Below are 23594 nucleotides of genomic sequence, written 5' to 3'. Positions count from 1 at the left end.
GGTTTTCGGTCAGTGTCCGGCGGGGGCCGCCTCCAGGACGAAGACGGGGATCTCACGGTCCGTCTTCTTCTGGTAGTCGTCGTAGTCGGGGTACGCGGCGACGGCGCGCCCCCACCACAGAGCCTTCTCCTCGCCGGTGACCTCGCGGGCCGTCATGTCCTGGCGCACGGGTCCGTCCTGGAGTTCCACGCGGGGGTCCGCCACCAGGTTGTGGTACCAGACCGGGTGCTTGGGCGCGCCGCCCTGGGAGGCGACCACCGCGTAGGCGCCCTCGTGTTCCACCCGCATCAGCGGGCTCTTGCGGATCTTGCCGCTCTTCGCGCCCCGGGTGGTCAGGACGATGACGGGCATGCCCCGTAGCGTCGTCCCTCGCGTACCGCCCGAGCTCTCGTACAGCTCGACCTGGTCACGCACCCACTGCTCCGGGCTCGGCTCGTACTCACCTTCAAGAGGCATGCTGTCTGTCCCGTCCACGAAGTCTCACGTCGTATCGAGCGCGGTCGCGGTGCAGGCATGTCACGCACGACCGCCACGTACCTTCGCTCAACATCCGGAGGCGGCGCAATCATCCCCGGCTCCGTACCCGGCGTGTCGCGCCATGGTGCCGGCTGCTCCCGCCCTGTCCCCCGGCCGGTCCACGCGGCGGCTCCTCGAACGGCCCACGTTTGATTTTCGCGCGGTTGGTCACTCGGTTACGGAGGAGACGCCACTCACCTGCCGAGGGAGCCCCCGGCCGCTGACCCTGCCTTCCCTCCCCCGTCCCCGAAGGAGGTGATCCGTCATGCGGGCCACCGTCTGGCACGGCAAGCGCGACGTCCGGGTCGACCAGGTCCCGGACCCCGTGATCCAGGAGCCGACCGATGCCGTCATCCGCATCACCTCGACCGGGCTGTGCGGCTCGGACCTGCATCTGTACGAGGTGCTCACCCCGTTCATGACGCCCGGCGACATCCTGGGCCACGAGCCGATGGGCATCGTGGAGGAGACCGGATCCGAGGTGCCCGGGCTCTCGCCGGGCGACCGCGTCGTGGTCCCCTTCCAGATCGCCTGCGGCAGTTGTGTGATGTGCGGGGACGGTCTGCCCACCCAGTGCGAGACCACCCAGGTCCGCGAACACGGCATGGGCGCACAACTGTTCGGCTACACCAAGCTCTACGGTGCCGTACCCGGGGCGCAGGCCGAATACCTGCGGGTGCCGCAGGCACAGTTCGGCCCGATCAAAGTGCCGCACGGGCCGAGCGACGACCGGTTCGTCTACCTCTCCGATGTCCTGCCCACGGCCTGGCAGGCCGTGCGGTACGCCGGTGTCGGGGCGGGCAGCAGTGTCGTGGTCCTCGGGCTGGGCCCCATCGGGACGATGGCCTGCCGGGTCGCCCGCCACCTGGGCGCCGCTCAGGTGATCGGCATCGACCACGTGCCCGACCGGCTGGAGCGGGCCCGGCGCGACGGCTTCGACGTCTTCGACCTGGAGGGCTTCGACCACGAGAGTGACCTCTTGACCGCCGTGCGCGATGTCACCGGCGGCCGGGGGCCCGATGCCGTCATCGACGCGGTGGGCACCGAGGCCCACGGCAGCCCCGCCGGCCGGCTCGCCCAGCAGGCCGCCGGTCTGATGCCGCCGCGCTGGGCGGAGAAGCTCATGCACAAAGCCGGTGTGGACCGTATGAGTGCCCTGCACCTGGCCATCGCCCTGGTGCGCCGCGGCGGCACCGTCTCCATCAGTGGTGTGTACGGCGGCATGACCGACCCCATGCCCATGCTCACGCTCTTCGACAAGCAGATCCAGATCCGGATGGGCCAGGCCAACGTCCGCCGCTGGTCGGACGAGATCCTCCCGCTGCTCACGGACGAGGACGTCCTCGGCGTCGACACCTTCGCCACCCACCACCTCCGTCTCGACCAGGCGCCCCAGGCCTACGAGCTGTTCCAGAAGAAGGCCGACGGGGTGCTGAAGGTACTGCTGCACCCGTGACCGCCCACGCCGCCATGAGTCCCGCGCGCGGACGTCCGCCGCACGGGTGAAGGAGCCGCCATGCAACGCCCCGCCCCGCACCCTCGTCCCTTCGACGGGCTCTCCGCCGTGGTCACCGGCGGCTCCCGCGGTCTGGGCCTGCTCATGGCACGTCAGCTGATGGCCCGCGGGGCCACCGTGACCATCGCCGCCCGGGACGCGGCGGAACTGGCCGACGCCGAGTCGATCCTGGGCGGGACCGGCGCGGCGGACCACGTGCGGGGCGCGGTCTGCGACGTACGCGACCAGGCCGCCGTACGGGACCTCGTCGCCGAGGTCGCCGCCCGGCACGGGAGCGTCGACGTCGTCATCGCCAACGCGGGCGTCATTCAGGTGGCGCCCTGGGAGTCCGTGGGTACGCAAGGCTTCCGGGACGCCATGTCCACGATCTTCGAGGGAGCGCTCAACACCGCGGCCGAAGCCCTGCCGCATCTGCGGCGCAGCCGGGCCGGCGGGCGGCTGGCGCTCATCGGGTCCGTCGGCGGTCTGGTCGCCGTGCCGCATCTCCTGCCGTACTCGTGCGCCAAGTCGGCCGTCGCGGCGCTGGCGGAGGGACTGCGCGCGGAGGAGACGGCGCGCGGGGTCACGGTGACCGCCGTCCACCCCGGTCTGATGCGCACCGGCTCCCATCTGCACGCCCGCTTCGGCGGGGCCGCCGACCGGGAATTCGCCTGGTTCTCCGTGGTCGCGGGCGCGCCCCTCGTCTCCATGGACGCCGAGCGGGCCGCCGAACGCATCGTCTCGGGCATCGAGCGCCGTCGGTCGCGCATCGTCCTGACACCCGCGGCCCGTCTCGCCGCGACCGCCCACGGCCTCGCCCCGGCGACCGTCACCCGTCTCATGTCGGTCGTCGCCCGGGCCCTGCCGCGGCCCGACGGCGAGCGGAGCGGGACCGCCCCGGGCCACGCCCTGGACACCCCGCCCGACGGGCCGGGCTCCCGGCTGCGCCGCACGCTGAGCGCCCTCAACGACAAGGCCGCCGACCGGTTCAACCAACGCGGCCACGACCGTCCGTCGGCCGCCGGGCCCCCGGTCGGCTGAGACCGGCCGGGACCGGCACGGACCGGCCGTCCGGGCGAATACCGGCGGACGGCGGTTCGGCCGGGGCGACGGGGGAACCCGGTCTGTCATGTCACCCGCCACCGACCCCGCCCACGCGCTCCCCGGCCTCGCCGAATCCCACTGGATGGCCACGGCCCCCGGCACCGCCCACCCTCCCCTGACCTCCGACCTCGAGGTCGACGTCGCCGTCATCGGCGGCGGCATCGCGGGGCTGAGCGTCGCTTGGGAACTGACGGAGGCCGGCCGCTCGGTGGCCGTCCTGGAGGCCGACCGCATCGCCGCGGGCGTCAGCGGCCACACCACCGCCAAGGTGACGGCCCTGCACACCCTCGTCTACGGGAAACTGCGCCGCACCCGAGGGAGCGAGGACGCCCGGCTGTACGCGCGCTCCCAGCAGGAAGCCGTCGAACGGGTCGCGGAGATCACAGCCGCCCTCGGGGTGGACTGCGAGCTGGAGCGCCTCCCCTCCTGCGCCTACGTCACCGACCCTCAGTCGCGTGAGGCCGTCAGGGACGAGGCCGAGGCGGCCCGTGAGGCGGGGCTCGCCGCGGCCTACGTCGAGGAGACCGGGCTGCCCTTCCCCGTCGCCGGCGCGGTCCGGGTGGAGAACCAGGCGCAGTTCCATCCGCGCAAGTACCTGCTCGCCCTCGCCGAGGACATCACCGCCCGGGGCGGACGGATCCACGAACGCACACGTATCACCGGTCTGACCGAGGGCACACCGTGCCGCGTCACGTCCGAGGGGGGAGCCGTCGTCACCGCGCGCGACGTCGTCGTGGCCACGCACTATCCGGTCTTCGACCGCGCCCTGCTGTTCACCCGGCTCTCGCCCCGGCGTGAACTCGTCGTCGCGGCCACCCTCCCCGCCGCCCTCGACCCCGGCGGCATGTACATCACGGAGGAGGAGAACAAGAGGTCGGTGCGGACCGCGCCCTGTGCCGAAGGGCAACGTCTGCTGCTCGTCACCGGCGAAAGCTTCACCCCCGGCACGGGGGAAGTCGCCGAGCGGTTCGCGAGGCTGGCCGACTGGACCCGGAAGCACTTCCCGGAAGCCGAGATCGTCCGGCACTGGGCCGCCCAGGACAACGACTCCACCGACACGGTCCCCCTCGTGGGCCCCTTCCACCCGGGCGCCCGGCACACGTACGTCGCCACCGGCTTCGGCGGGTGGGGGATGAGCGGCGGTGTCATGGCGGGCCGGCTGCTGGCGGATCTCATCACCGACCGCACCCCTTCCCCGTCCTGGGCCGGCCTGTACGACCCCCGGCGGCTGTGGAGCGCGGTGCGCGAGGCGCCCGCCTTCCTCAAACACCAGGCGGAGGTCGGCCGGCACTTCCTGGGCGACCGGCTCAGGCCCTCCCATGTGGACTCCGTCGCGGACATCGCCCCCGGCACCGGAGCGCTCGTGCGGGTGAAGGGCCGCCGGTGCGCGGTCCACCGGCAGGACGACGGCACCCTGCGCGCCCTCTCCGCCCGCTGCACCCACCTGGGCTGCCTGGTCGCGTTCAACGCCGCCGAACGGACGTGGGAGTGCCCCTGCCACGGCTCCCGTTTCGACACCGACGGCTCCCTCCTCCAAGGGCCGGCCACCAGCCCGTTGGAGGAGTACGCCATCGACGACGACATCGCCCACGACGCGGAAGAGGGCTGAGCCGTGCGCCCGGGGACAGCAACCGCGACCACCGAGGGGAATTCCGGCGACGCGCGCCCCCGCGCGGCCGTCTTCGACGTCGACGGCACGCTCGTGGACACCAATTACCTGCACGCCGTCAGCTGGTGGGAGGCGTTCCGGCAGGCCGGGCACCACGTCGCCATGTCCGACATCCATCACACCATCGGCATGGGATCGGGCCGGCTCCTGGACCAGCTGCTCGGCGACGCCCGCGACCACGACGAGGACGAGGCCCTCAGCACGGCGCACAAGGTCCTGTACGCGACCTGGTTCGACCGGCTGTCGCCGCTGCCCGGGGCGGCCGAGTTGTTGCGCACCCTTGCCGGCCGGAACTGGCGCGTCGTCCTGGCCACCTCCGCGCAGGGCACGGAACTCACCGCGCTGCGCCGGGCCGTCGACGCCGACGACGCCATTTTCGATGCCACCAGCGCGGATGACGTGCAATCCACCAAACCCGCCCCCGATCCGGTCTGCCAGGCCCTCGACCAGGCGGATGCGGCTCCCGAGCGGGCGCTGTTCGTGGGGGACACGGTGTGGGACGTCAAGGCGGCGCAGCGGGCGGGAGTCGGCTGTGTCGCGCTGCTGTCGGGGGGCATCGGCGAGGCGGAGCTGCGAGAAGCGGGCGCGCTGGCCGTCTACCGTGACCCCGCCGCTCTGCTCGCGGAGCTCGACGACAGCCCGTTCGGCCGGATTACCTGAACCTCCACCACCGGCTCATGGATGAAGAGCGGCATCCCGGGTAGACGGTCGCCGGACCGGGGGACGGCAGTCGAGAGGAGCCCGAACATGCTGATGGCCCACCCCGCAGTGCTGGCCGACCTGATCGCGGAGTACGAGACCCTCCAGGCCCTCGGTGCCCGGCAGGGCGGGGAAGAGGTGCGCAGGCGGATGGACGACGTCGCCTACACGCTGTGCGTGTCCACCGGGACCCGTGATGTGGACACCGCGCTGATCGTGGCGCGCCACCGGCTCCCCGGGGGACGGCCCTTGGACGATTCCGTCCTCAGTTCGTGAGTTTTCCAGCGCGCGCATCAAGGCACCAAGTGGGGCCCGCCGGCTTTCCGGCGGGCCCCACCCGTGTGCGGTCATTCAGGTCGCGTCCGTGGTGGTCGCGTCCGCGGTGTCAGGCGCGGTGGCCGCCGTAATAGCCGCCGACCTGATCGTGGTAGCCCGGGTCTCCGAGGTGCTTTTCCTTGTCGAACTCGGGTGCGTCCTTGATCTCGGCCTTGGTCCGGCCGACGTAGATCTTCTGCTCGCCCGCGTCGATCCGGATGATGGTGCCGGCGGGCAGCAGGACGTGCTTTCCGAAGATCCACACCCCGGTGTCCACGACCAGGTACGCGGAACCCACGTCGTCGCTGTGCTTGTCGACCTTGCCGATACTCCCGTCGGTCGCCTCGACCTTGTAGCCGACCAGGCTGGTGCCCGCGGTGTGGCCGGCCGTCGGGTGGTAACCCCAGATGTTCTCGGTCATGAAAGGCTCCTTCATCGACGATATGCAGCCGTGAGGAAAGCGGTGCTCCGAAAGCGAGCGACCGTCCCTCGGTCCATCGCGTGCCCTTGCTTCTTCTTTCTACACACCCGCCGTGACTTGTTTCCGAAATTCGTGCCCGGAGGGGTGGAGTGCCGTCACGGGAGAGACGGAAATGGCCCCTGAGCAATACAGCGACGTTCCCCGAAGGAATACAGCGGGGGTATTCACCCGTCAGGGTGAATACCCTGAGCGCTCCGTCGGCCGACTTCCTGCGCGCCGCGCACGCTCCTGTCCGAGCTCGGCATCCCCGAGGAAGGAGGCGGCCCGCTGCCCTGCCAGACGTCTCGCGTGCCGACGCGCTGCGGTTGATCACCGGCTCCCGAACTCTGGGTAGAGTGTCGCCGCCACAAGAACATCGCAGGTGAGGCAGGGTCAGGGCATGGGCATATTCGACCGGGCACGCAGTCTGGGCGATTCGGTGGGCACCGCGGCCACCTCCTTCGGCAGAGACATCGCGCAGGCCGTGCAACGCGGCGCCGACGCCGGACGTGCCGGTACCAACGCCTCCGGCGACTGGGTGCTCTCGATCCTGCGCTCCCTGCCCGCACCCGCCGCGCCCACGCAGGAGCAGTGGGAGTTCTCGCTCGGTGCCCTCATCTGCCGTCATCCCCGGGTCCCGGCCATCACCGCGAAGGCGCTGCGCCCGCTGGACGGCATCGGCGCGCTGCGCTTCGGCCCCGAGTCGGTCGGCTTCGACGGCGAGGACATCCCGTGGTCGAAGGTGGTCAACCTTCAGCTGCACGACGCGTTCAGCGCCATGACCACGGAGGCGCTCGACGCCGAGATCGACCGGATCCGGGATGTGCTGCCGCCGCTTCCGGGGCGGAAGTGGGTTGTCACCAAGGTCGTCGAGGGCCTCGCGTCCGTCATGCTCGCCGCGCTGGAGCAGGCGGCCGAGCAACGGCTGGAGACGGTCGCCGTCGCCTGTGAGATCACCTACCGGGGCGCGTTCGGCAAGCAGAAGACACTGCGGGCCAACATGTTCACCACCGCCCTGCTGGCCCAGCAGGCGGAGGTCATGCACAGCCTCGTACTCACCGCGCAGGCCCATGGCGTCCCCGTCCTTCCCGCAGCGGCTCCCCCGGAGGGCACGCGTACCGCCGAGCGGGTGCGCGCGCTGAGGGACCGCACGGACGCGGTGGCCGCCCAGCTCCGTGCCGAACAGGGTACGGACGCCCCCGCCCTGGAATCCGCACCGCAGGTGCCGGACCGTCGCACGGGCTGAGAAGGCGCCCCGCCCGGCCGCCCCGCCCCCGGACGCGGAAGGCCGTGACGTACGTACGCGATCCCGGGACCCGGAACGGAAGGAACCCCATGCACGCGGCAGCCGAGGACGAGGTCCACGACGAGTTCTTCCCGCTGGTCCCGGCGCCGCAGGACGGGAGCCGCTGGCAGGCGCCCACCGACCTGGAGCAGTATCTGTACAAACTGAGCCGGGCGGACAACGCGTACGCGTATCTGCGCACCCTCGCGATCGAGGGCGTGTACTACCCGGTGCGCCTCGACCAGGCGCGGGCGGCCGGCGAGGGAACGTACCCCATGCTGACCACCCAGACGCCCGACGGACGCACCGTCGCGCAGGTCTACACCCCCGGCCTGCTCCCGAGACCGCATCCGTACCTCGTGTACGAGTACGCGACCCTCGGCGCGCTCGCGCGGATCGTTCCCGAGGAGGTGGATGTCCTCGCGGTCAACGCGGCCACGCCCTGCGAGCAGTACTTCCTGACCGACGACGAGGAACGGGAGACGTGGCTGGACCTGCACCACGAGCTGTTCTCCCCGGACGCGCTGATGGACCGTGTGGTGACGCGGCGCACCGGCGCCCCCTCCCCCGGACCGCTGCTGCACGGCCTGGCCTGCGGGGCACACCTGTGCTTCCGTAACGGCGACGCGTGGAACACACCGCACTGGCACGGCATGGGCTATCGGGGCGAGACCGAGCGGATCGCCGACGACTGGGGGGTGCACGGCCGTGCGGACTGGCTCGGGATCCAGGAACGGCTCCTCGACCAGGAGGTGAGCCCCTGGTACTGGGACTTCGTGCTGGGTGCGCGGACGGCGTTGCTGCGTGCGGGAGCCCGCCGGGTCGATCCCGCGCAGTGGCGCGACTGCGTGGAGTCCACGCTGCGCGCCCGCGCGCAGGAGGACGGCACGGTCGACGACGACCCCGAGTTCGGTGATTTCGTGGCGCATCTGCGCGCTCTGGTGGGCAAGGTGCTGCGGTACGAGGCCCGTTTCCGCGCCGACGGTCTTCTGCCGCCCGGCGGCTACGTGCGCACGATCGCGGCGTGGGACATCGGTCGTGGCTCCAAGATGGCCCGCTGGGGGCGGGGCGCCCGGTATGCCACGGAGTCCGAGATGTATGCGGCGGTCGAGCGTGCGGCCGGGGCGGCGCAGGCCGCGTACGACTCGTGGGAGGAGTTCTCCGCCGGGTACGTGCTGGGGCGGTGTCTGCACTTCGACGCGGAGGAGTTCGGCCGCTGGTATACGACGGTCCTGGACGCGCACCGCGCGCTGACCACCGACCCGGACAGCCCGTGGCGGACGGTGCCGTTCAGGTGTGTCAGTGGAGATCCTGGATGACGTGCTCGGCGGCCCGGTGTTCGGCGCTGGGCGGGTCGAGTTCGCTCAGTGTCAGCAGCGAGGTGTCGTCGCTGAGGTACTTCTCCCATGCCGCGGCCATCTGTTCCTGCTTTTCGGCTGGCATGTTCTGGACGTCCTCCCGGCTTGCCGGGCTGAGGGCGTTGAGGAACCGTTTCACGGTGTCGGTCTGCATGGTCCGTCCCTGGTGTCCGCGCGGCCGTGTGCCGGGCGTGATGGTCATCCCCTGGCTTTCTTCCAGCGAGCCGCGGGGATGGCACCTCTTTCGCGCCAGGGTCACCTGACCGGCGGTCCGCGGGGCGGCGGAGCCTCGTGGTCAGACGGCGCGTCTCCAGTTGTCTTTCCACCGTGGAGTTCCCCGACCGCGCGGATCAGCGATGCCGGGTCATCGCGCGGGTCGGCCGGGATCCGGGCGCATCCGGCTGTCGGCGAGCCGCGCATCATCTGACGGGGCATCGCCTTCCCCCGCACGGACGGGCCGGGAGCGGGGCCGGTGCGCCCTGCGCGCAACGTGTCGGACGAGCTCCCGGAGCCGTCGGCAAGGTAAGCAGGAACCATGCGCCTTCCGCACCGTCCGCTGGGCCAGGGCCAGCCGTGGCGGCACCGCCCCGGACTGATCGCGGTACCGATCGGGCTCATCGTGGCGATCACGGCGGTCGATCTGGTGACCGGCGCCGACATTCATCTGGGGCCGCTCCTGGTCGTGGCGCCGGCCATCACGGCGGCGATCGGCGGTCCCCGGCTGACGGCCGTCATCGGCGCTCTCGCCGTGGGTGCCGAGGTGGCACTCAGCGCGATCTTCGGCCGTCTGACGACAGCCGACCAGCAGGCACAGATCGCGGCCATTCTCGCGGTCTCCCTCTTCCTCGTCGCTTTCCGTATCGTCTTCGAGCGGCATGAGCAGACACTCGACCAGACGCGTCTGGTCGCCGATGTCGCCCAGAAAGTCCTGCTCAGGCCGCTGCCGTCCCGGATCGGTCCGCTGCGGATCGCGTCCTTGTACATCGCGGCGGAAGCCGAGGCCCGGATCGGCGGCGATCTGTACGCGGCGGTCCGTGCCCGGCAGGGAACCCGCGTCATGATCGGCGATGTACGCGGCAAGGGCCTTGCCGCCGTCGGCGACGCGGCGCTGCTTCTCGGCGCCTTCCGGGCCGCCGCCCACCGCTGTCCCCCGCTGCCGCGACTGGTGGCCCACCTGCACAACACCGTCTACTGGGACGTGGCCGAACCGACCGCCGGTCCCGATGCCGGGGAGTGCTTCGTGACCGCCGCCGTGCTGGAGATCCCGGACCGGGGCGAGCAGATCCAGCTCATCAACTGCGGCCACCCCTCCCCGCTGCTCGTACGCGACGGCAAGGTCACCCCGCTCGCGGTGCGAGACCCCTCGCTCCCTCTCGGTCTGGGGGGCGACCTCACCGAGGACGACTACGCCTGTGAGCCGTTCGCCTACCGCGACGGCGATCTGATCCTGATCTTCACGGACGGAGTCATCGAGGCACGCGACGCCAAAGGCGCCTTCTATCCCCTCGCGGAACGTCTGGCCGCGTACCAGGACAGCGGGCCGCAGGAGCTCGTCGACCACATCCACGCGGACCTGCTCGCCCACACCGGTGGCACACTCGACGACGACGTCGCCCTGGTCGCCATCCAGCGCTGCCCGTGACGAGACGCCCGGGGGTGGGGGCACATGGCGGGTGCCCCCACCCCCGGGCGTCGGCGGCCGTACGGGTCAGACCGTCGCGGGGTGCGGCCGCGGCTCCGGGGCCAGGGTGAGGCGGCCGGTGCGGTGGAGGCCGAGGACGGCCAGCGCGCAGGCCCCGCCCGTGGCGGCGAGGACGGCCCAGGGCAGCGCCGGGGCCCCGGCGTTGCGGGCCGCGTCCAGCGTCACCCCGGTGAGGAGGTTGCCGACGGTGATGCCGATGCCGCTGATGGTGTTGTAGAGGCCGTAGTGCGTGGCCACGTACCGGTTCCCCGCCAGCGCGACGATCGTGTCCATCTCGAACGGGTAGGCCAGCATGGTGCCGAGGGCGATGAACAGGGCCGAGACCAGCGGTGGTCCGACGGCCAGGGCCCAGCGTGCCGGTCCCTGGCCCGGCACCGTCACCGCCGTGGCGGCCAGGAGCGGCAGGAAGGCGACGGCGAGGCACCCGAGGCCGGCGACCATGGACAGTCCCGGGCCGAGTCTTTTCTTGCACCACGTGGTGAGCCGGGTCTGGCAGAAGATCGTGGCCAGGCCCGAGGCGGCGAACAGCAACCCGACGCCCACGGTGCTGACGTGTCCGTCTCCGGCGACGCGCTTCACCTCCAGCGGCAACGCGAGATAGACCTGGAAGGACAGCGCGTAGGAACCGATCATGGCGACGGAGAAGAGCAGGAACGGCCGGTTGGTCACGACGGTCCGCCACTGGGAGAGGACCGACACCGCCGACCTGTCCGGGTCGGGCGGTGCGGTACGGGCGGGCAGGGCGCGGATCTGCACGACCGACAGCACCGCGAAGACCCCCGCGGCCACCACACACGTCAGCCGGAAGCTCACACCGGTCAGCGCGATGCCGACCAGCGGTCCGAGGAGTATCCCGGCCTGGTAGAAGACATTGAAGAGGGCGAACGCCTCCACCCGGCGCTCGCCCGCGTCCTGGGCCAGATAGGCCCGGACCGCCGGGTTGAACAGAGCGCCGGCCAGGCCGGTGGCCGCGGACGCGGCCAGCAGCGCGGGCAGGGAGTCGACGAGTCCCAGTACGGCGAAACCGACGATGCGCAGCAGCAGCCCGGCGATGATCACCGGCTTGTAGCCGAGCCGGTCGGCGAGGGTGCCGCCGAAGAGGAACATCCCCTGCTGGCTGAAGTTCCGCACCCCGAGGATCAGTCCGACCAGCCACGCGGCCAGGCCGAGATCGCCCGCGAGGTGCTGGGCCAGGTAGGGCATCAGCATGTAGAAGCCGAGGTTGATGGTGAATTGATTCACCATCAGGAGCTGGACGCTGCGCTCGAAGGAGCGCACCTGGGTGAGCATGCCTTTCACCGGTCGCGCTCCCGGGCCTCGGGGGCCGCCTGCGGGGCGTTCCCCCCGGTGCCGTCCGACGGGTCCGCCGTCGCGCCCGACCGGGGCCGCGCGGGCAGGGTGAGCGGGTCGACCACCTTCACGCACCGCGTCCAGCGCCTGACTTCCTTCTCGTCGGGGCTGCCCACGACGTCCGGCTCGACCGCCGGCCGGGTGTCCAGCAGCCCGTGGGCCGCGCAGTAGTCGTCGTCGTAGACCGTTGCGAGGTAGCGCTGCGGGCCGTCCGGGAAGACGGCGGCGATCCGGGTGTCCGCGGGCAGCGTGCGGGCCAGCCACCCGGCGACGAGCGCGACGGCGCCCACGCTCCAGCCACCCGTCGCGTAGTGCGAGGCGGCGAGTTCCCGGCAGGTCCATACGGCCTCCGCGGGAGCCACCCAGTGCACCTCGCTGAAGTTGCCGTAGGCGACGTTGCGGGGGTAGATGCTCGACCCGAGGCCGCGCATCAGCCGGGTGCGGGCGGGCTGGCCGAAGATGGTCGACCCGATCGTGTCGACACCGACGAGCCGCAGTTCGGGATAGAGCTGCCGCAGGACCCGTGACACACCGGCGGAGTGCCCGCCGGTGCCCACACTGCACACCAGGACGTCGATATGGCCGATTCCGGCGGCCAGTTCGAGGGCAAGCGGTGTGTACGCGGCCACGTTGTCGGGGTTGTTGTACTGGTCCGGGCACCAGGATCCGGGGTGCCGGTCCATCAGCTGGGCCACGCGATCCCTGCGGGCCTGCTGCCAGCCGCCGGTGGGGTGGGGTTCGCAGACCACGTTGACCTGGGCGCCGTAGGCGGTGAGCAGCCGGGTCATGGACCGTTCCAGACCCGGGTCGGTGACGAGGACGACGGGGTGGCCGTAGACCATGCCGGCCAGGGCCAGGCCCAGCCCCAGCGTGCCGCTCGTGGATTCGATGATCACGCCGCCGGGGCGCAGGTCACCACGGGCGCGGGCGCGCTCGACCATGTGCAGGGCGGGGCGGTCCTTGATCCCGCCGGGGTTGAAGCCCTCGAGCTTCGCCCAGAATCCGCGTCCGGCGGGGGCGAGCGGTTCGGACACCCGCAGGAGCGGGGTGTTGCCGACCAACCCGGACACGCCCTGGACGGGCGGGTGGAAGGCTGTCGTCGTGGCGTGCCCCGGGGGTTCGGGGGCGGGGGAAGGTGCCTTGGATACCTGAGGAGACGTCATGGTTTCGCTCTCGTGTGGGATGCGGGCCGGCACGGTTCGCGTAGGGCCGAGGTGGTGGCACTCGGCCGTGACCGCGTGGGCCTACGTCCTCCACCGGCAGAGGCGGATGAGTGCCGCCCGTCCCGTCCGCCGCCCCTCCTGCTCTCCGTCCGGCGGGCGGCCTGTTGCGACCGCGGGCAGGAGGACGGCCGCGGAACCGATGACGTCGAGGGCCAGGCGCACCGGCTCCGGTAACGAGCGCGGAATCCGCCCGGAACGGTCCGTGGTCGCCGGACCGTGGCAGACCGGCCCGTGGTGGTGGGACGACACGGGCTGCGCGGGCGGGGTGCCTTGCGCGCTGCTGCCCGCGTCCACCGTCCACGGGCTCTGGGGTGAGCCGCCGCCGTAGGCGGAGGGCCCGCAGCCGAAGAGGGTGATCAGCAGGACTGCGGCGAGGCCGAGAACGGGAAGCCACAGCGGTGGGCGGGGTTCTTGACGGGCGTACAGGGGTGGGGGGTGGTACGTCACCAGTGCTCCGTATGGCAGCCGGCACGGCAGCCGGAACCGCGCGCGCAGCGCATCAGGCGTGCGGCGGTCAGGCGTCGGCGGACGAACGACGGGGGTAGGTCCTGGGGAGCGCCGTTCGCCTGCGGGGAGGTGGCGTGCGCCGCGGTCCCGCAGCAACGCGAACGGCCCTGTCGAAGGCCTCCTCGCACAGCGCGGCCGAGCGCGCCGGAGGGGAGGCCGGTACGTTACGGGGCGGGGCCTAAATGATCAGAATCGCGGAATCGACCGACGGCGGGTGCGCCGACGCGGCGTCGGCCGCTGACGCGACGGTGGGAAGGAGCGGAGGTACGGGCACCACGACCGAGCGGGTGGCGCAGGGGATCGGCAACGGTGCGATCTGCTGGGGCTGACCGGACAGACAGTCCTCCACCCCGTGCCCCGCGGCGCCGTGGGGAGCGGGGCGCTGCCGCTGGACACCGATGCCCGAAGCCGTGACACCGGCAGCGGGAAGCCGTTCCGCTTCCGCCGTGTGACCGGTGGCCACCACGCCGGACAACATGGCGGTGACCGCGTGGCCGCCGGCCCCTTCGGTGCTCACGCCGTGCGTGTACAACAGGCCCAGCAGAAGCGTCGCCAGCAACAACAGGCGCCGCGGACGTGCGCCCACAGGGCGAGTCCGCGGCAGACCGAAGGCGCGCCGGACCGTGACCATTGCCGTCATCGTAGCGATCCGGGGCGCTCCGCATAAGGGTCGGCGGCAGCGGTTCGCAAATCGGCCGACAGGCGTATTACGCAGGGACGTTGCAGTTTTCGGCGGCAGCGGTGGCATGGCCTCCGGGCCCCTCCGGTGATCAGGGCGATCACGGCGGTGGAGCCGCGTTCACCCGTCCGCCCGGGGGGCACGGGAATACCGGGCGCCCGGGCGGGTACCCGGCATCGCGGTGGCAACAGAAGGGACGCCATGGCAGGAAGCAGAACAACACACGGCACAGAGCCGCGCCCGGCGGGAAAGCTCGCCGGGCCCGGCGTGTCCGTGCCCGGCAGTCCGCCCCGTCCCGGCGCCGCCGCTTCGAGCAGACATTCGAGTCGCTCACGCCCGGACACGACTGGACGACCGGACCACGATGGGCGCCCTCACCCGTTCGGCTCCCATCACGACGAGAGGGAGCACTTCCATGCGTATATCCCGGACAGGCCCCGCACGCCGGTGGCTGCGGTGGCGTGACCGGCCCGCCCTGCGCATTCCCCCGGGTGCGGACGACGTGGAGAACGCCAGCCGCAGGTTCCTCATGTACGGCGTGCTGCCGTTGTGGTTCGTGCCCGCTGTGGCGGACTGGGTGATGCACCGGCGCACGCGGATCGAGGAGACCAGCGGCGTACGCGAGTCGGCGGTGCACGCGCTGATGATGACCGAGGCCGGCATCCCGGTCGTGGCGGCCCTGGTCGCGAAAGTCAACCCGTTGGTGCTGTCCTTGATGGGCGGCGCGGCCGTCGCGCACGGCGCGACGGCGCTGTGGGACGTCACGATCGCCACGCACGACCGGGAAGTGCGTCCGGTGGAGCAGCACATCCACAGCTTCCTGGAGGTGCTGCCGCTGTCGGCGGCGGCCTTCACCGCCTGTCTGCATTGGGACAAGGTGCGGGCCGGCCTGCCGAACGGCAAGGGGGCCGCCGCGGACGACTGGAAGCTCGTGCCCAAGGAACAGCCGCTTCCCGCCGTGTATCTCGCGTCGGTCGGTGCGGCGGTGGGTCTCTTCATCGCCCTGCCGTACGCGGAGGAGATGCTGCGCTGTGTGCGGGCCCGGCGGGGGCGGATCGTCCATGCCGCGTAAGCCGCGCATGAAGCCGGTCGTCTGGCGCCCGCCGCGGCCCGGCCGCCCGCCGGCCGGGGCGGGAAGGCCCACGATGCCGCCCTTGCGGCTGCTCCCGCTCGACGGGGCCGGTCCCGAACACCTCGCGCTCGACGGTTCGGGGAATCTGCTGACCGGTGTGGCCGACGGCCGCATCCTGCGGGTGGAGACAGCCACCGGGCGGGTCGCGGAGGTGGCCCGCGCACGAGGTCGGCCGCTGGGAATGCACCTCCTTCCGGACGGCCGCCTTCTGGTCTGCGACGCCTACAACGGGCTGTTACGGGTCGACCCGGCCACCGGCGCGGTGGAGACCGTTCTGACCGCGGCGGCCGGCGAACCGCTGAATCTGTGCAGCAACGTCACCGTCACCCAGGACGGCACCGTCTTCGTGAGCGACTCCAGCCGGCGGTTCCCCCTTCAGCACTGGAAGGGGGACATCCTCGAGCACTCCGGCACCGGCCGCGTCATCCGCTGGGTGCCCGGCAGCGCCGCGGAGGTCGTCGTGGACGGGCTGCAGTTCGCCAACGGCCTCTGCCTGGCTCCCGACGAGTCCTTCCTGGTCATCTCCGAGTCGGGGGCCTATCGGCTGCGGCGTCTGTGGCTCACCGGCGGCCGGGCGGGCACCACGGACGTCTTCGCCGACCGTCTGCCGGGGTTTCCCGACAATCTGACGACCAGCCGTGACGGCCTCGTCTGGACGGCCCTGGCCGGCCCCCGCACCGCTCTTCTCGACACTCTGCACCGCCACCACCCCGCGCTGCGCAAAGCGCTGTGGGCCTTGCCGGGCGCGCTGCTGCCCGGCCCCCGGCGCACGACACACGTACAGGCCCGTGATGCCCAGGGGCGGCTGGTGCACGACCTGCGGCGCCGGGACCCCAACTACCACCTGGCCACCAGCGCCCTGGAACACGCCGGGACGCTGTACCTGGGAAGCCTCGTGCGGCGCGCGATCGCCACGGCACCACTGTCCCCGCCCCGGGAGACGGGCCCGGAAAACCACCAGGCGTGAACGGCGTTCCGCGGGGCACACGTTCGTTCGGAGGTGGATGACATGGTTCCTTTGCTACTGGTTCTGCTGCTCGCCCTGATCCTCTTCGGTGCCGGTTTCGCACTGAAGATCCTGTGGTGGGTCGCGGTCGTCGTGCTCGTGATCTGGCTCCTCGGCTTCCTCATGCGCTCCACCGGAGCCGGTGGTAGCCGCGGCCGGTGGTACCGATGGTGACCTGACCCGTCGCAAACACGTGTGGGCCGGTACGGATCCGTGGGGATCCGTACCGGCCCACACGCTTCCCCGGCGCCCTCGCGGGTAGGCGACCCATCACCGGGGGCAGGCACTGCGGCCGCGCTGGGAACCCGCGCACCTCCAGCCCTTGCCTGTTCCCGGGCCGGTGCCGGTGACGGCGTGCCGGTTACGGCGTGCCCGTCCCCACTCCCCCGACGCCGCCGCCGGCGTCCAGGCGGGAGATGCGCCGCTGCGCGGCGAACGCGGCGGCGAGGTAGCGCGCATCGGGGAGCAAGGCGTACTCCCGCAGGCACGCCTCGGTGAACTTGATGACGTGCTCATCGCCGTGTTCGGCGGCCCGTGCGCCCAGGTCGGCCATCGGGGGCAGGTCCGGGACCTCCGACCGCCAGGCCGTCGTGCCCTCGCCGCGCCGGTCGGTGGTGAAGGCCAGCAGGAACGCCGCGTGGACCTGCCACAGTTGAGCCAGCGTGGGCTCGTACAGCTCGTGCGGCAGGTGCGGAAGTACGAGGCGTACGGCGGCCGGTGCGGTGACGCCGTGGATCAGCGGGACCGGATACACCTCGGGGTGGCCGAGATAGACGTCGGCGAACTGGACCGTCATCTCGCTCAGCAGCCGGGGCGCCTGCTCGGGAGCCAGCCATTCCAGCGACGCGGTGTAGCCGGGCAGGTCGGCGAGGGTGTCCAGGCGCCCGCGGGCCGTGCCCGGGCCCATCGGGCCGTCCGACGCCACGCGGGGCAGTGCGGCGACCGCGGCGGGCAGGGTGTGGGGGCCGATCAGCCGCGGCCGGCCGGGGAGCTCCGTGTAGCGGGCGGCCCAGTACGCCAAGCCCCTGGCCAGCTCCCGCAGTTGGAGTGGCGTCGGCTTGTCGCCGGCCGCGTACAGACCGCGTACCGCGTGGGCGGTGCGGATGAGGCCGTGGGTCAGACCGGCGAACAGGCCCGGGATCAGGCGGGGCCACCAGCGGACGAGGGCCTCCCGCCAGTGCGCCTCGGCCAGTTCCCGGACGAAGAGCACTTCCCAGTCCCCGGCCCGGCTGAAAGCCCCCAGGGCGGACCGCCAGGAGGACTCGTCCGTGGGGTCCAGGGCGAAGCGCGCGGTGGGCGGCTCGTGGTGCTCCATCGCTCTCCGGTAGCGCCGCACCCAGCGGGCGACCTCGTCCTCCTGCCCGAGCAGCGCGAGCGCCTCGGCGCCCATCGGGCCGTGGTTGGCGAGGTCGACCCCTTGCCCACGCTCGTACCCGAGATCGTCCAACCGCTCCAAAGCATCGTTGACCGCGTCGATGTAGCCGACCGAGGACACAGAACCCCACCCTTCGGGTATCCGAATAGTTTGGACTTCCAAACCATCTAGACTCGCAGTATGCCGCACACCCACGAGGCCGGGAAGGCCCCCCGGAGGCCGACCCGCGACGAGATCGCGATCGTCGGTCTCGTACCGCTGCTGGAACCGTTCTTCCGCGGTCCGGTGGTGCGCGCCCTCATGCCGGAGCAGCTGCGCGAGGCGATGGAGACGCACGGGCTGACGCCGCGCCACGGCGCGGTACTGCCGCAGTTGCTGGCCGGAGAGCCGCTGTCCGTCAGCGAGATCGCCCGGCGGCTCCATGTGTCGCTGCCCACCGCCAGCGAACTGGTCGGCGGCCTGAGCCGGGCGGGCATCGTGGAACGCACCGAGGACCCGGCGAACCGCCGCCGGATCCTGGTATCCCTCGCCGAGGACTTCCGCACGCCGCTCGAAGGCTTCGTCGCCCGCCGCGGCGAGCCGTTGCTGCGGGCCTTGGACGGATTGTCACCGAGCGAACGTGCGGGCTTCCTGGCGGGCCTTGCCGCCTGGGTCCACGAGGTGCAGAACTAGACGGAGCCGTCGCGGCACCGGCTCCGGTAGGCGAACCGGGGCATGAAGAACTGGGCGGTGGGGCCGACCGCGAGTGCGTACAGCGCGGTACCGGCCCCCACGCTCCCGCCGAGCAGCCAGCCCACGGCGAGCACGGCGATCTCCATCAGGGTGCGGACCAGCCGGAGGGAACGCCCGGTCGCGGCGGACACGCCGGTCATCAGTCCGTCCCGGGGGCCGGGGCCGAAGCGCGCGCCGACGTAGACGGCGACGGACAGCCCGTTGAGGAGCACACCGCCGACGAGCAGAACGATCCGGGCGGGAAGCCCGAGGTGTGCGGGGACGAGCAGAAGACCGAGGTCGGACGAGCACGCCAGCACGACGATATTGGCGACGGTGCCGAACGCCGGCCGCTGCTCGAGGGGGATCCACAACAGCAGTACGAGAACGCCCAGTACGGCGCTGATCGTGCCGAAGCTCAGGGTGGTGTGCCCCGCCAGCCCCTCGTACAGGACGCTCCAGGGGTTGACGCCCAGCGAGGCCCGGACCATGAGCGAAAGGCTGAATCCGTACAGGGCGAGGCCGATGAAGAGTTGAGGCAAGCGCCGCAGCGGACGCTCACCGAAGGCGAGATAGGTGAGCGGGGGCGGTGGCGGGATCGTTCGTGGGCCGGGCCGTGTCGCGGCGCGATCCCCCCGGCCGTACCGGAGTTCGCACTCGGAGCGGTCCGTGATGTCCTGCCGCATACCTGGTTGCCTCCACCCATCTTCTGTGCGCCTTCAAGGCCATTGGGGCAACTCTGTACAGTGATTGGCCCAGAACACATGGCCAATCTGGGGAGAATGGCATGGCTGACACGAATCCGTTCCCGCGCGCGAACCGGACGGGCCGCACGGACCGGACCCTCGGGAGCCGGCAGCTCGCGGCGATGCTGCCCGACCCGGCGGGGGCGCGGCCCGCCTACCGGCATCTGGCCCAGGCCATCAGCACGCTGATCCTGGACGGGCGCGTCGCGTTGCACGTCAGACTCCCCGCCGAACGGGAACTGGCCGCCGCCCTCGACACCAGCAGGACCACCGTCACCGCCGTGTACGACCTGCTGCGGGAGAGCGGTTACGCGCACAGCCGCCAGGGTTCCGGCACCTGGACGACCCTGCCCGAGGGTCGCGCCCCCAACGGCGTCACCCGGCTCCTCGGCCCCCGGGACACCGCGATCGACCTGGCCAGGGCCGCTCCCGGGCTGCCGGAACAGACACTCGTCGACGCCCTCGCCCGGATCACCCCACAACTGGCCGAGCACGCGCACACGCCCGGCTACCACCCCTACGGCCTGCCGGAGCTGCGTGCCGCCATCGCCGAGCGCTTCACCCGGCGGGGCCTGACCACCGTGCCCGAACAGATTCTGGTGACCTCGGGCGCCCAGCACGCGCTCACACTCGTCCTGGGGCTGCTCTGCCGCCCCGGCGACCGGGTCATGGTCGAGAATCCGTCCTACCCGAACGCTCTGGAGGCCATGCGCCGCGCCAGGCTTCGCACCATGTCGGTCCCCGTGACCGACACCGGCTGGGATGCCGAGATCATCGAATCCACCCTGCGCCAGGTGGTGCCTCAACTGGCCTATCTGATACCCGACTTCCACAATCCGACGGGCTGCCTCATGCCCGATCACGAGCGGGCCCGCGTCCTGGGGGCCGCGAGCCGCTCCGGCACCTGGCTGGTCGTCGACGAGACCCTGGCCGACCTCGCCCTCGACGTTCCCGCCCCGCCGCCCTTCGCCTCCCACGCCGCGTCCGGCGGAACCGGACAGGTCATCACCATCGGATCGATGAGCAAGACCCACTGGGGTGGTCTGCGCATCGGCTGGCTGCGCGCGCCCGCGCGGCTCGTCACCGAGCTCGCCGGGCAGCGCGTCGCCACCGACATGGGCGGCTCGGTCCTGGATCAGCTCCTGGCGCTCGCCCTGCTGCCCCGGGGCGGGGAACTCCTGCCGACCCGACTGGAACAGCTGCGCCGACAGCGTGCCGCCCTCGCCGCGGCCCTGGCCGCGCACATCCCGCAGTGGACCTGGCAACTGCCGCCCGGAGGCCTGTCGCTGTGGGTGGACCTGGGCGAGCCGGTCGCCTCGGCGCTGGCCGAGCGGGCGCTGGACAAGGGGGTCCGGATCGAGAGCGGTGCCTATTTCGCCACCGACCCGGGCATTTTCGAGCAACGGCTCCGCATCCCCTACACGATGCCGCCGGACACGCTGCGCGAGGCCGTGCACCGCATGGCCACCGTCCTCGCCGACGGGCTCCCGCCCTCGTCCACGACCCGACGACCGCACTGGGTCGTCTGAGGCCCGCCGCCCCGCGCGGGTGGGTCGGCACCCGGAACGCGCCGTCGCGCGGTCCGGGTTGCCGCCCTGGATCCGATAAAGATCATCGCGAGCGGCGATCCCCAAGTCAACCCTAGGGTTTCCTTGCAGAGTTCCAAGTATTAGCTTGGGCTTCCATGACCCTCGACGATCTACGCGTCTTCGTGGCCGTGTGCCGCGCCGGCAGCCTCAGCGCTGTAGCCCGGGAGCTGTCCTGTACCCAGTCCGCGGTGAGCCAGCATGTGAAGCGGCTGGAGCGCGAGATCGGTGTCGACCTGGTGGAGCGGCATCCGCGGGGAGTGGTGCCCACTGCGGCCGGCCGTCTTCTGCAGGCAGCGGCCGCCGACGGCATCGCGGGCCTGGACCTGGCGCTGCGGCGTCTCGCGGATCTCGTGCGCGGCGACGGCGGTTCGGTACGGATCACCACGGGCGCCACCACCGTGCGGCACTTCATGTCCGAGGCCGTCGTCGACTTCCGGCGCCGACACCCCCAGGTCAGCCTGGAGTTCCAGACGGAGAACTCCAGCCGCAGCTGCTTCGACGCACTCGCCGCCCACGATCTGGACCTGGCCTGGATCACCATCGGCGCCCCGGTGCGCGGCATCGAGCAGCGTCCTGTGATCGATCTGCCGTGGGTGCTGGCCGTCCACGCCGACGACCCGCTCGCTGCCCGGAGCCGGATCGAGTGGGAGGACCTGGCGGGCATCCGCCACATCCGGCTGCCCGAGAACTCCACCTCGCGGGCCCGGCTCGACGCCGCCTTCGCGGAAGCGGGCATCCACGTCACGTCGGACACCAGCGTCGCCGACTGGGACACGGCGATACTCCTGGCCGAACTCGGCCTCGGCCACGCCGTCGTCCCCGCCCTTCCCGGCTGGCGGGGCCCCGGCCACCCCTCCCTGCGCTTCATCCCCGTCCCGGCCGTTCCCGCCCTCTCGGCCGGCTGGGCGGTACGGAAGTGGGATGCCCTGACGCCCTTCGCCCGCGCCTTCGCGGACACGGTCACCCGGAGCTGCGCAGCCCATGCCCGCCGGCCATGACCGCCGATGGGGCCATGCCTGCTGATTGTCAGTGGGGCCGTGCATCATGACGCCATGGCTCAAACATCACCCTCCGCAGTCCCCGACTCCCCCACGGCGTCCCTGTCCGCCATCGCCCGCGAGCACCTCCCTTCCGGCATGGCCGAGCGCTGGACCGCCCTGTTGCGGCCAGCCGTGCGCCTGACCGCGGCGCGGGGCAGGGATGCCGTGGTGGGCCGGCTCGGCGGCCTCCCGGAGCTGCCGGGCAAGGTGGAGTGGCCGGTGTGGGAGGGGCACGGGCCGCTCTCCTTCATCGCCTCCGTCGACTGCGCCGCACTGCCCTCCGGTGTCCTGGACATCCCGCTGCCGACGGACGGCACGCTGTCGTTCTTCTACTTCGACGGCCAGGTCGACGACGGCGATGCCCTCGTCCTGCCCGATGAACCGGAGAGCCGGGACGGCTCGCGCGTGCTCTATACCCCCGTCGGCGTCGCCGCCTCGGAGCGCGTCGCGCCACCGGAGTTGGAGCCTTATCCCATGGTGCCGTTGACCGCTGTCGTTCAGGAGACGGCACCGGACGCCTACCATCCCCTGATCGAGGAGGCCTTCGCTGACGCCGGCCACGGCGACCACCCCCTCCACGGGGACGAGTTCCTCGAAGCACTCGAGGAGGCCGGTGTCGGTCGGGGGCATCGCATCGGCGGCCACGCCGACCCCGTACAGGGCTCCGTCGAGGCCGAGGTCGCCCAGGGCGCCCTGGGGCCCGGGACCCGCTGGGACGACCCGCGGCTGGCCCACGAGTCCCGCGCCTGGACCCTGTTGGCCCAGTTCGACAGCGACGGGGACGCCGACATGATGTGGGGTGACTGCGGCACTCTCTACTGGCTCATACGCCCCGAGGACCTGGCTGAACGCCGCTTCGAAGCAGCCATGTTCACCTGGCAGTGCTGCTGAGCCCCGCGAGTGAACCCGGAGACCAACGGCCCCGCCTTCGCGACAACTTCACCTCGCCGTTGGCCGAAAGCCGGCTCGCGTGCAACTACGCCGGCGCCCGGACCGTTCTCTCTTATGTATCTGTATTCAGATCATATTGGAGGTAGGTCATGCGAAGGGTGACAACAGCGGCCGCGGCTCTCGTGCTGGCGGGCGCGGGGCTCGCGGGCACGGCCGGGACGGCCGGCGCCACCACCGGCCAGGCCGGCCAGGCGGAGAAGGCCACCGCGGCCACCGCCTGCTCGACCGCCTGGGGCAGCGGCGAGAAGACGGCCAGGGATTCGGGCTCCCAGCCGTTGAGGAACATCACGACCGGTCGGCACGCCTGCTACGACCGCATGGTCTTCGACGTCAGCGGCGCGAAGGGCAAGCTCGGCTACCACGTCGGTTATGTCAAGACGTTCCAGCAGGACGGCTCCGGTGACCGGATCCCGGTCGGCGGCGGCGCCATCCTGCAGATTTTCGTGAACGCTCCGAGCTACTCCCCGACGACCGGCAAGCCGACCTATGCCGGGAAGGCCGGGCAGCCGCTGCCGGGGGTGAACATCACGGGATACAGGACGTTCAAGGACACCCGGTTCGGGGCGAGCTTCGAAGGACAGACCCAGGTGGGTCTGGGCGTCCGCGCCAAGCTGCCGTTCCGGGTGCTGCAGTCCGGCGACCGGCTGGTGGTGGACGTCGCGCACACCTGGTGACCCAGCGC

The 23594-nt window shown here is 71.7% G+C and carries 25 protein-coding genes; 16 read left to right on the top strand and 9 right to left on the bottom strand.

The window, feature by feature from the left end; all coding sequences use genetic code 11:
• Positions 1 to 9 precede the first annotated feature (9 nt).
• Positions 10 to 456, bottom strand: coding sequence for a nitroreductase family deazaflavin-dependent oxidoreductase (locus tag AB8O64_RS35050; RefSeq protein ID WP_370423699.1), 447 nt, complete (start codon positions 454 to 456; stop codon positions 10 to 12).
• Positions 457 to 781: 325 nt separating this feature from the next.
• Between AB8O64_RS35050 and AB8O64_RS35045 the strand changes: the two genes are divergently transcribed.
• From AB8O64_RS35045 to AB8O64_RS35025, 5 genes are all read left to right on the top strand, one after another.
• Positions 782 to 1972, top strand: a complete 1191-nt coding sequence (locus AB8O64_RS35045) for a zinc-dependent alcohol dehydrogenase (RefSeq protein WP_370423698.1) — start codon at positions 782 to 784, stop codon at positions 1970 to 1972.
• Positions 1973 to 2032: 60 nt separating this feature from the next.
• The gene (locus tag AB8O64_RS35040; protein ID WP_370423697.1) at positions 2033 to 3052 is read left to right on the top strand and encodes an SDR family NAD(P)-dependent oxidoreductase; all 1020 of its coding nucleotides are present in this window, start codon (positions 2033 to 2035) and stop codon (positions 3050 to 3052) included.
• A gap of 88 nt (positions 3053 to 3140) precedes the next feature.
• On the top strand, positions 3141 to 4724 hold the full coding sequence (locus tag AB8O64_RS35035) for an FAD-dependent oxidoreductase (protein ID WP_370423696.1): 1584 nt from the start codon (positions 3141 to 3143) through the stop codon (positions 4722 to 4724).
• A 3-nt stretch (positions 4725 to 4727) separates the two neighbouring features.
• Positions 4728 to 5444, top strand: a complete 717-nt coding sequence (locus AB8O64_RS35030) for an HAD family hydrolase (RefSeq protein ID WP_370423695.1) — start codon at positions 4728 to 4730, stop codon at positions 5442 to 5444.
• An 87-nt stretch (positions 5445 to 5531) separates the two neighbouring features.
• Complete coding sequence (locus tag AB8O64_RS35025) at positions 5532 to 5759, top strand: DUF5133 domain-containing protein (protein ID WP_370423694.1); 228 nt, start codon at positions 5532 to 5534, stop codon at positions 5757 to 5759.
• Between the two features lie 109 nt (positions 5760 to 5868).
• On the opposite strand, the gene AB8O64_RS35020 is transcribed toward AB8O64_RS35025, so the two are convergent.
• Positions 5869 to 6219, bottom strand: a complete 351-nt coding sequence (locus AB8O64_RS35020; RefSeq protein WP_370423693.1) for a PRC-barrel domain-containing protein — start codon at positions 6217 to 6219, stop codon at positions 5869 to 5871.
• Positions 6220 to 6658: 439 nt separating this feature from the next.
• Between AB8O64_RS35020 and AB8O64_RS35015 the strand changes: the two genes are divergently transcribed.
• A complete protein-coding gene (locus AB8O64_RS35015; RefSeq protein WP_370423692.1) occupies positions 6659 to 7504 on the top strand; it encodes a hypothetical protein in 846 nt (281 codons plus the stop codon).
• Positions 7505 to 7593: 89 nt separating this feature from the next.
• Positions 7594 to 8862, top strand: a complete 1269-nt coding sequence (locus tag AB8O64_RS35010; RefSeq protein WP_370423691.1) for a DUF1266 domain-containing protein — start codon at positions 7594 to 7596, stop codon at positions 8860 to 8862.
• On the opposite strand, the gene AB8O64_RS35005 is transcribed toward AB8O64_RS35010, so the two are convergent.
• Entirely contained in the window at positions 8843 to 9055 is a 213-nt protein-coding gene (locus AB8O64_RS35005; RefSeq protein WP_356452644.1) for a hypothetical protein, read from the bottom strand. The genes AB8O64_RS35010 and AB8O64_RS35005 overlap by 20 nt on opposite strands.
• 381 nt (positions 9056 to 9436) lie before the next feature.
• Between AB8O64_RS35005 and AB8O64_RS35000 the strand changes: the two genes are divergently transcribed.
• Complete coding sequence (locus AB8O64_RS35000) at positions 9437 to 10543, top strand: PP2C family protein-serine/threonine phosphatase (protein WP_370423690.1); 1107 nt, start codon at positions 9437 to 9439, stop codon at positions 10541 to 10543.
• A gap of 66 nt (positions 10544 to 10609) precedes the next feature.
• Here the strand turns inward: AB8O64_RS35000 and AB8O64_RS34995 are convergent, their stop codons facing one another.
• From AB8O64_RS34995 to AB8O64_RS34980, 4 genes are all read right to left on the bottom strand, one after another.
• Entirely contained in the window at positions 10610 to 11902 is a 1293-nt protein-coding gene (locus tag AB8O64_RS34995) for an MFS transporter (protein WP_370423689.1), read from the bottom strand.
• Positions 11899 to 13116: a PLP-dependent cysteine synthase family protein gene (locus AB8O64_RS34990; RefSeq protein WP_370423688.1), complete on the bottom strand. Its 1218-nt coding sequence runs from the start codon at positions 13114 to 13116 to the stop codon at positions 11899 to 11901. The genes AB8O64_RS34995 and AB8O64_RS34990 overlap by 4 nt, the downstream gene beginning before the upstream one ends.
• An 81-nt stretch (positions 13117 to 13197) precedes the next feature.
• On the bottom strand, positions 13198 to 13623 hold the full coding sequence (locus AB8O64_RS34985; RefSeq protein WP_370423687.1) for a hypothetical protein: 426 nt from the start codon (positions 13621 to 13623) through the stop codon (positions 13198 to 13200).
• Between the two features lie 238 nt (positions 13624 to 13861).
• Positions 13862 to 14200 carry a hypothetical protein gene (locus tag AB8O64_RS34980; RefSeq protein WP_370423686.1) on the bottom strand — a complete coding sequence of 113 codons (339 nt, stop codon included), beginning with the start codon at positions 14198 to 14200 and terminating at the stop codon, positions 13862 to 13864.
• Between the two features lie 577 nt (positions 14201 to 14777).
• On the opposite strand from AB8O64_RS34980, the gene AB8O64_RS34975 reads away from it, so the two are divergent.
• The 3 genes from AB8O64_RS34975 to AB8O64_RS34965 all read left to right on the top strand — a co-directional run bounded on the left by AB8O64_RS34975 (position 14778) and on the right by AB8O64_RS34965 (position 16674).
• Entirely contained in the window at positions 14778 to 15434 is a 657-nt protein-coding gene (locus AB8O64_RS34975; RefSeq protein WP_370423685.1) for a diguanylate cyclase, read from the top strand.
• A gap of 73 nt (positions 15435 to 15507) precedes the next feature.
• On the top strand, positions 15508 to 16461 hold the full coding sequence (locus AB8O64_RS34970; protein WP_370424059.1) for an SMP-30/gluconolactonase/LRE family protein: 954 nt from the start codon (positions 15508 to 15510) through the stop codon (positions 16459 to 16461).
• 42 nt (positions 16462 to 16503) lie between these two features.
• A complete protein-coding gene (locus tag AB8O64_RS34965) occupies positions 16504 to 16674 on the top strand; it encodes a hydrophobic protein (protein ID WP_130880568.1) in 171 nt (56 codons plus the stop codon).
• A gap of 187 nt (positions 16675 to 16861) precedes the next feature.
• On the opposite strand, the gene AB8O64_RS34960 is transcribed toward AB8O64_RS34965, so the two are convergent.
• Entirely contained in the window at positions 16862 to 17995 is a 1134-nt protein-coding gene (locus tag AB8O64_RS34960) for a hypothetical protein (RefSeq protein WP_370423684.1), read from the bottom strand.
• Between the two features lie 60 nt (positions 17996 to 18055).
• On the opposite strand from AB8O64_RS34960, the gene AB8O64_RS34955 reads away from it, so the two are divergent.
• On the top strand, positions 18056 to 18547 hold the full coding sequence (locus AB8O64_RS34955) for a MarR family winged helix-turn-helix transcriptional regulator (protein WP_370423683.1): 492 nt from the start codon (positions 18056 to 18058) through the stop codon (positions 18545 to 18547).
• Here the strand turns inward: AB8O64_RS34955 and AB8O64_RS34950 are convergent.
• The gene (locus tag AB8O64_RS34950; RefSeq protein WP_370423682.1) at positions 18544 to 19128 is read right to left on the bottom strand and encodes a YitT family protein; all 585 of its coding nucleotides are present in this window, start codon (positions 19126 to 19128) and stop codon (positions 18544 to 18546) included. The genes AB8O64_RS34955 and AB8O64_RS34950 overlap by 4 nt on opposite strands.
• Positions 19129 to 19373: 245 nt before the next feature.
• Between AB8O64_RS34950 and AB8O64_RS34945 the strand changes: the two genes are divergently transcribed.
• The 4 genes from AB8O64_RS34945 to AB8O64_RS34930 all read left to right on the top strand — a co-directional run bounded on the left by AB8O64_RS34945 (position 19374) and on the right by AB8O64_RS34930 (position 23586).
• Positions 19374 to 20861 (top strand): PLP-dependent aminotransferase family protein, encoded by a 1488-nt coding sequence (locus AB8O64_RS34945; protein ID WP_370423681.1) that lies wholly within the window; start codon positions 19374 to 19376, stop codon positions 20859 to 20861.
• Positions 20862 to 21016: 155 nt separating this feature from the next.
• The gene (locus AB8O64_RS34940; protein WP_370423680.1) at positions 21017 to 21919 is read left to right on the top strand and encodes a LysR family transcriptional regulator; all 903 of its coding nucleotides are present in this window, start codon (positions 21017 to 21019) and stop codon (positions 21917 to 21919) included.
• 54 nt (positions 21920 to 21973) lie between these two features.
• A complete protein-coding gene (locus AB8O64_RS34935; protein ID WP_370423679.1) occupies positions 21974 to 22852 on the top strand; it encodes a YwqG family protein in 879 nt (292 codons plus the stop codon).
• A 149-nt stretch (positions 22853 to 23001) separates the two neighbouring features.
• A complete protein-coding gene (locus tag AB8O64_RS34930; RefSeq protein WP_370423678.1) occupies positions 23002 to 23586 on the top strand; it encodes a hypothetical protein in 585 nt (194 codons plus the stop codon).
• Positions 23587 to 23594 lie beyond the last annotated feature (8 nt).

Origin of the sequence: Streptomyces sp. QH1-20, assembly GCF_041283565.1 — a bacterium.
Classification (GTDB): Bacteria; Actinomycetota; Actinomycetes; order Streptomycetales; family Streptomycetaceae; genus Streptomyces; species Streptomyces syringius.
This window is presented reverse-complemented; position numbering and strand designations above follow the sequence as displayed.

Excerpts from the sequence above, each read along its gene's own strand:
- AB8O64_RS34965 (WP_130880568.1), top strand. The coding sequence starts at position 16,504 with ATGGTTCCTTTGCTACTGGTTCTGCTGCTCGCCCTGATCCTCTTCGGT.
- AB8O64_RS34945 (WP_370423681.1), top strand. The coding sequence starts at position 19,374 with ATGGCTGACACGAATCCGTTCCCGCGCGCGAACCGGACGGGCCGCACG.
- AB8O64_RS34940 (WP_370423680.1), top strand. The coding sequence starts at position 21,017 with ATGACCCTCGACGATCTACGCGTCTTCGTGGCCGTGTGCCGCGCCGGC.
- AB8O64_RS35010 (WP_370423691.1), top strand. The coding sequence starts at position 7,594 with ATGCACGCGGCAGCCGAGGACGAGGTCCACGACGAGTTCTTCCCGCTG.
- AB8O64_RS35015 (WP_370423692.1), top strand. The coding sequence starts at position 6,659 with ATGGGCATATTCGACCGGGCACGCAGTCTGGGCGATTCGGTGGGCACC.
- AB8O64_RS34975 (WP_370423685.1), top strand. The coding sequence starts at position 14,778 with ATGCGTATATCCCGGACAGGCCCCGCACGCCGGTGGCTGCGGTGGCGT.
- AB8O64_RS35020 (WP_370423693.1), bottom strand. The coding sequence starts at position 6,219 with ATGACCGAGAACATCTGGGGTTACCACCCGACGGCCGGCCACACCGCG.
- AB8O64_RS35050 (WP_370423699.1), bottom strand. The coding sequence starts at position 456 with ATGCCTCTTGAAGGTGAGTACGAGCCGAGCCCGGAGCAGTGGGTGCGT.
- AB8O64_RS34930 (WP_370423678.1), top strand. The coding sequence starts at position 23,002 with ATGCGAAGGGTGACAACAGCGGCCGCGGCTCTCGTGCTGGCGGGCGCG.
- AB8O64_RS34970 (WP_370424059.1), top strand. The coding sequence starts at position 15,508 with ATGCCGCCCTTGCGGCTGCTCCCGCTCGACGGGGCCGGTCCCGAACAC.
- AB8O64_RS34955 (WP_370423683.1), top strand. The coding sequence starts at position 18,056 with ATGCCGCACACCCACGAGGCCGGGAAGGCCCCCCGGAGGCCGACCCGC.
- AB8O64_RS35000 (WP_370423690.1), top strand. The coding sequence starts at position 9,437 with ATGCGCCTTCCGCACCGTCCGCTGGGCCAGGGCCAGCCGTGGCGGCAC.
- AB8O64_RS35040 (WP_370423697.1), top strand. The coding sequence starts at position 2,033 with ATGCAACGCCCCGCCCCGCACCCTCGTCCCTTCGACGGGCTCTCCGCC.
- AB8O64_RS34990 (WP_370423688.1), bottom strand. The coding sequence starts at position 13,116 with ATGACGTCTCCTCAGGTATCCAAGGCACCTTCCCCCGCCCCCGAACCC.
- AB8O64_RS35035 (WP_370423696.1), top strand. The coding sequence starts at position 3,141 with ATGTCACCCGCCACCGACCCCGCCCACGCGCTCCCCGGCCTCGCCGAA.
- AB8O64_RS35045 (WP_370423698.1), top strand. The coding sequence starts at position 782 with ATGCGGGCCACCGTCTGGCACGGCAAGCGCGACGTCCGGGTCGACCAG.
- AB8O64_RS35025 (WP_370423694.1), top strand. The coding sequence starts at position 5,532 with ATGCTGATGGCCCACCCCGCAGTGCTGGCCGACCTGATCGCGGAGTAC.
- AB8O64_RS35005 (WP_356452644.1), bottom strand. The coding sequence starts at position 9,055 with ATGCAGACCGACACCGTGAAACGGTTCCTCAACGCCCTCAGCCCGGCA.
- AB8O64_RS34935 (WP_370423679.1), top strand. The coding sequence starts at position 21,974 with ATGGCTCAAACATCACCCTCCGCAGTCCCCGACTCCCCCACGGCGTCC.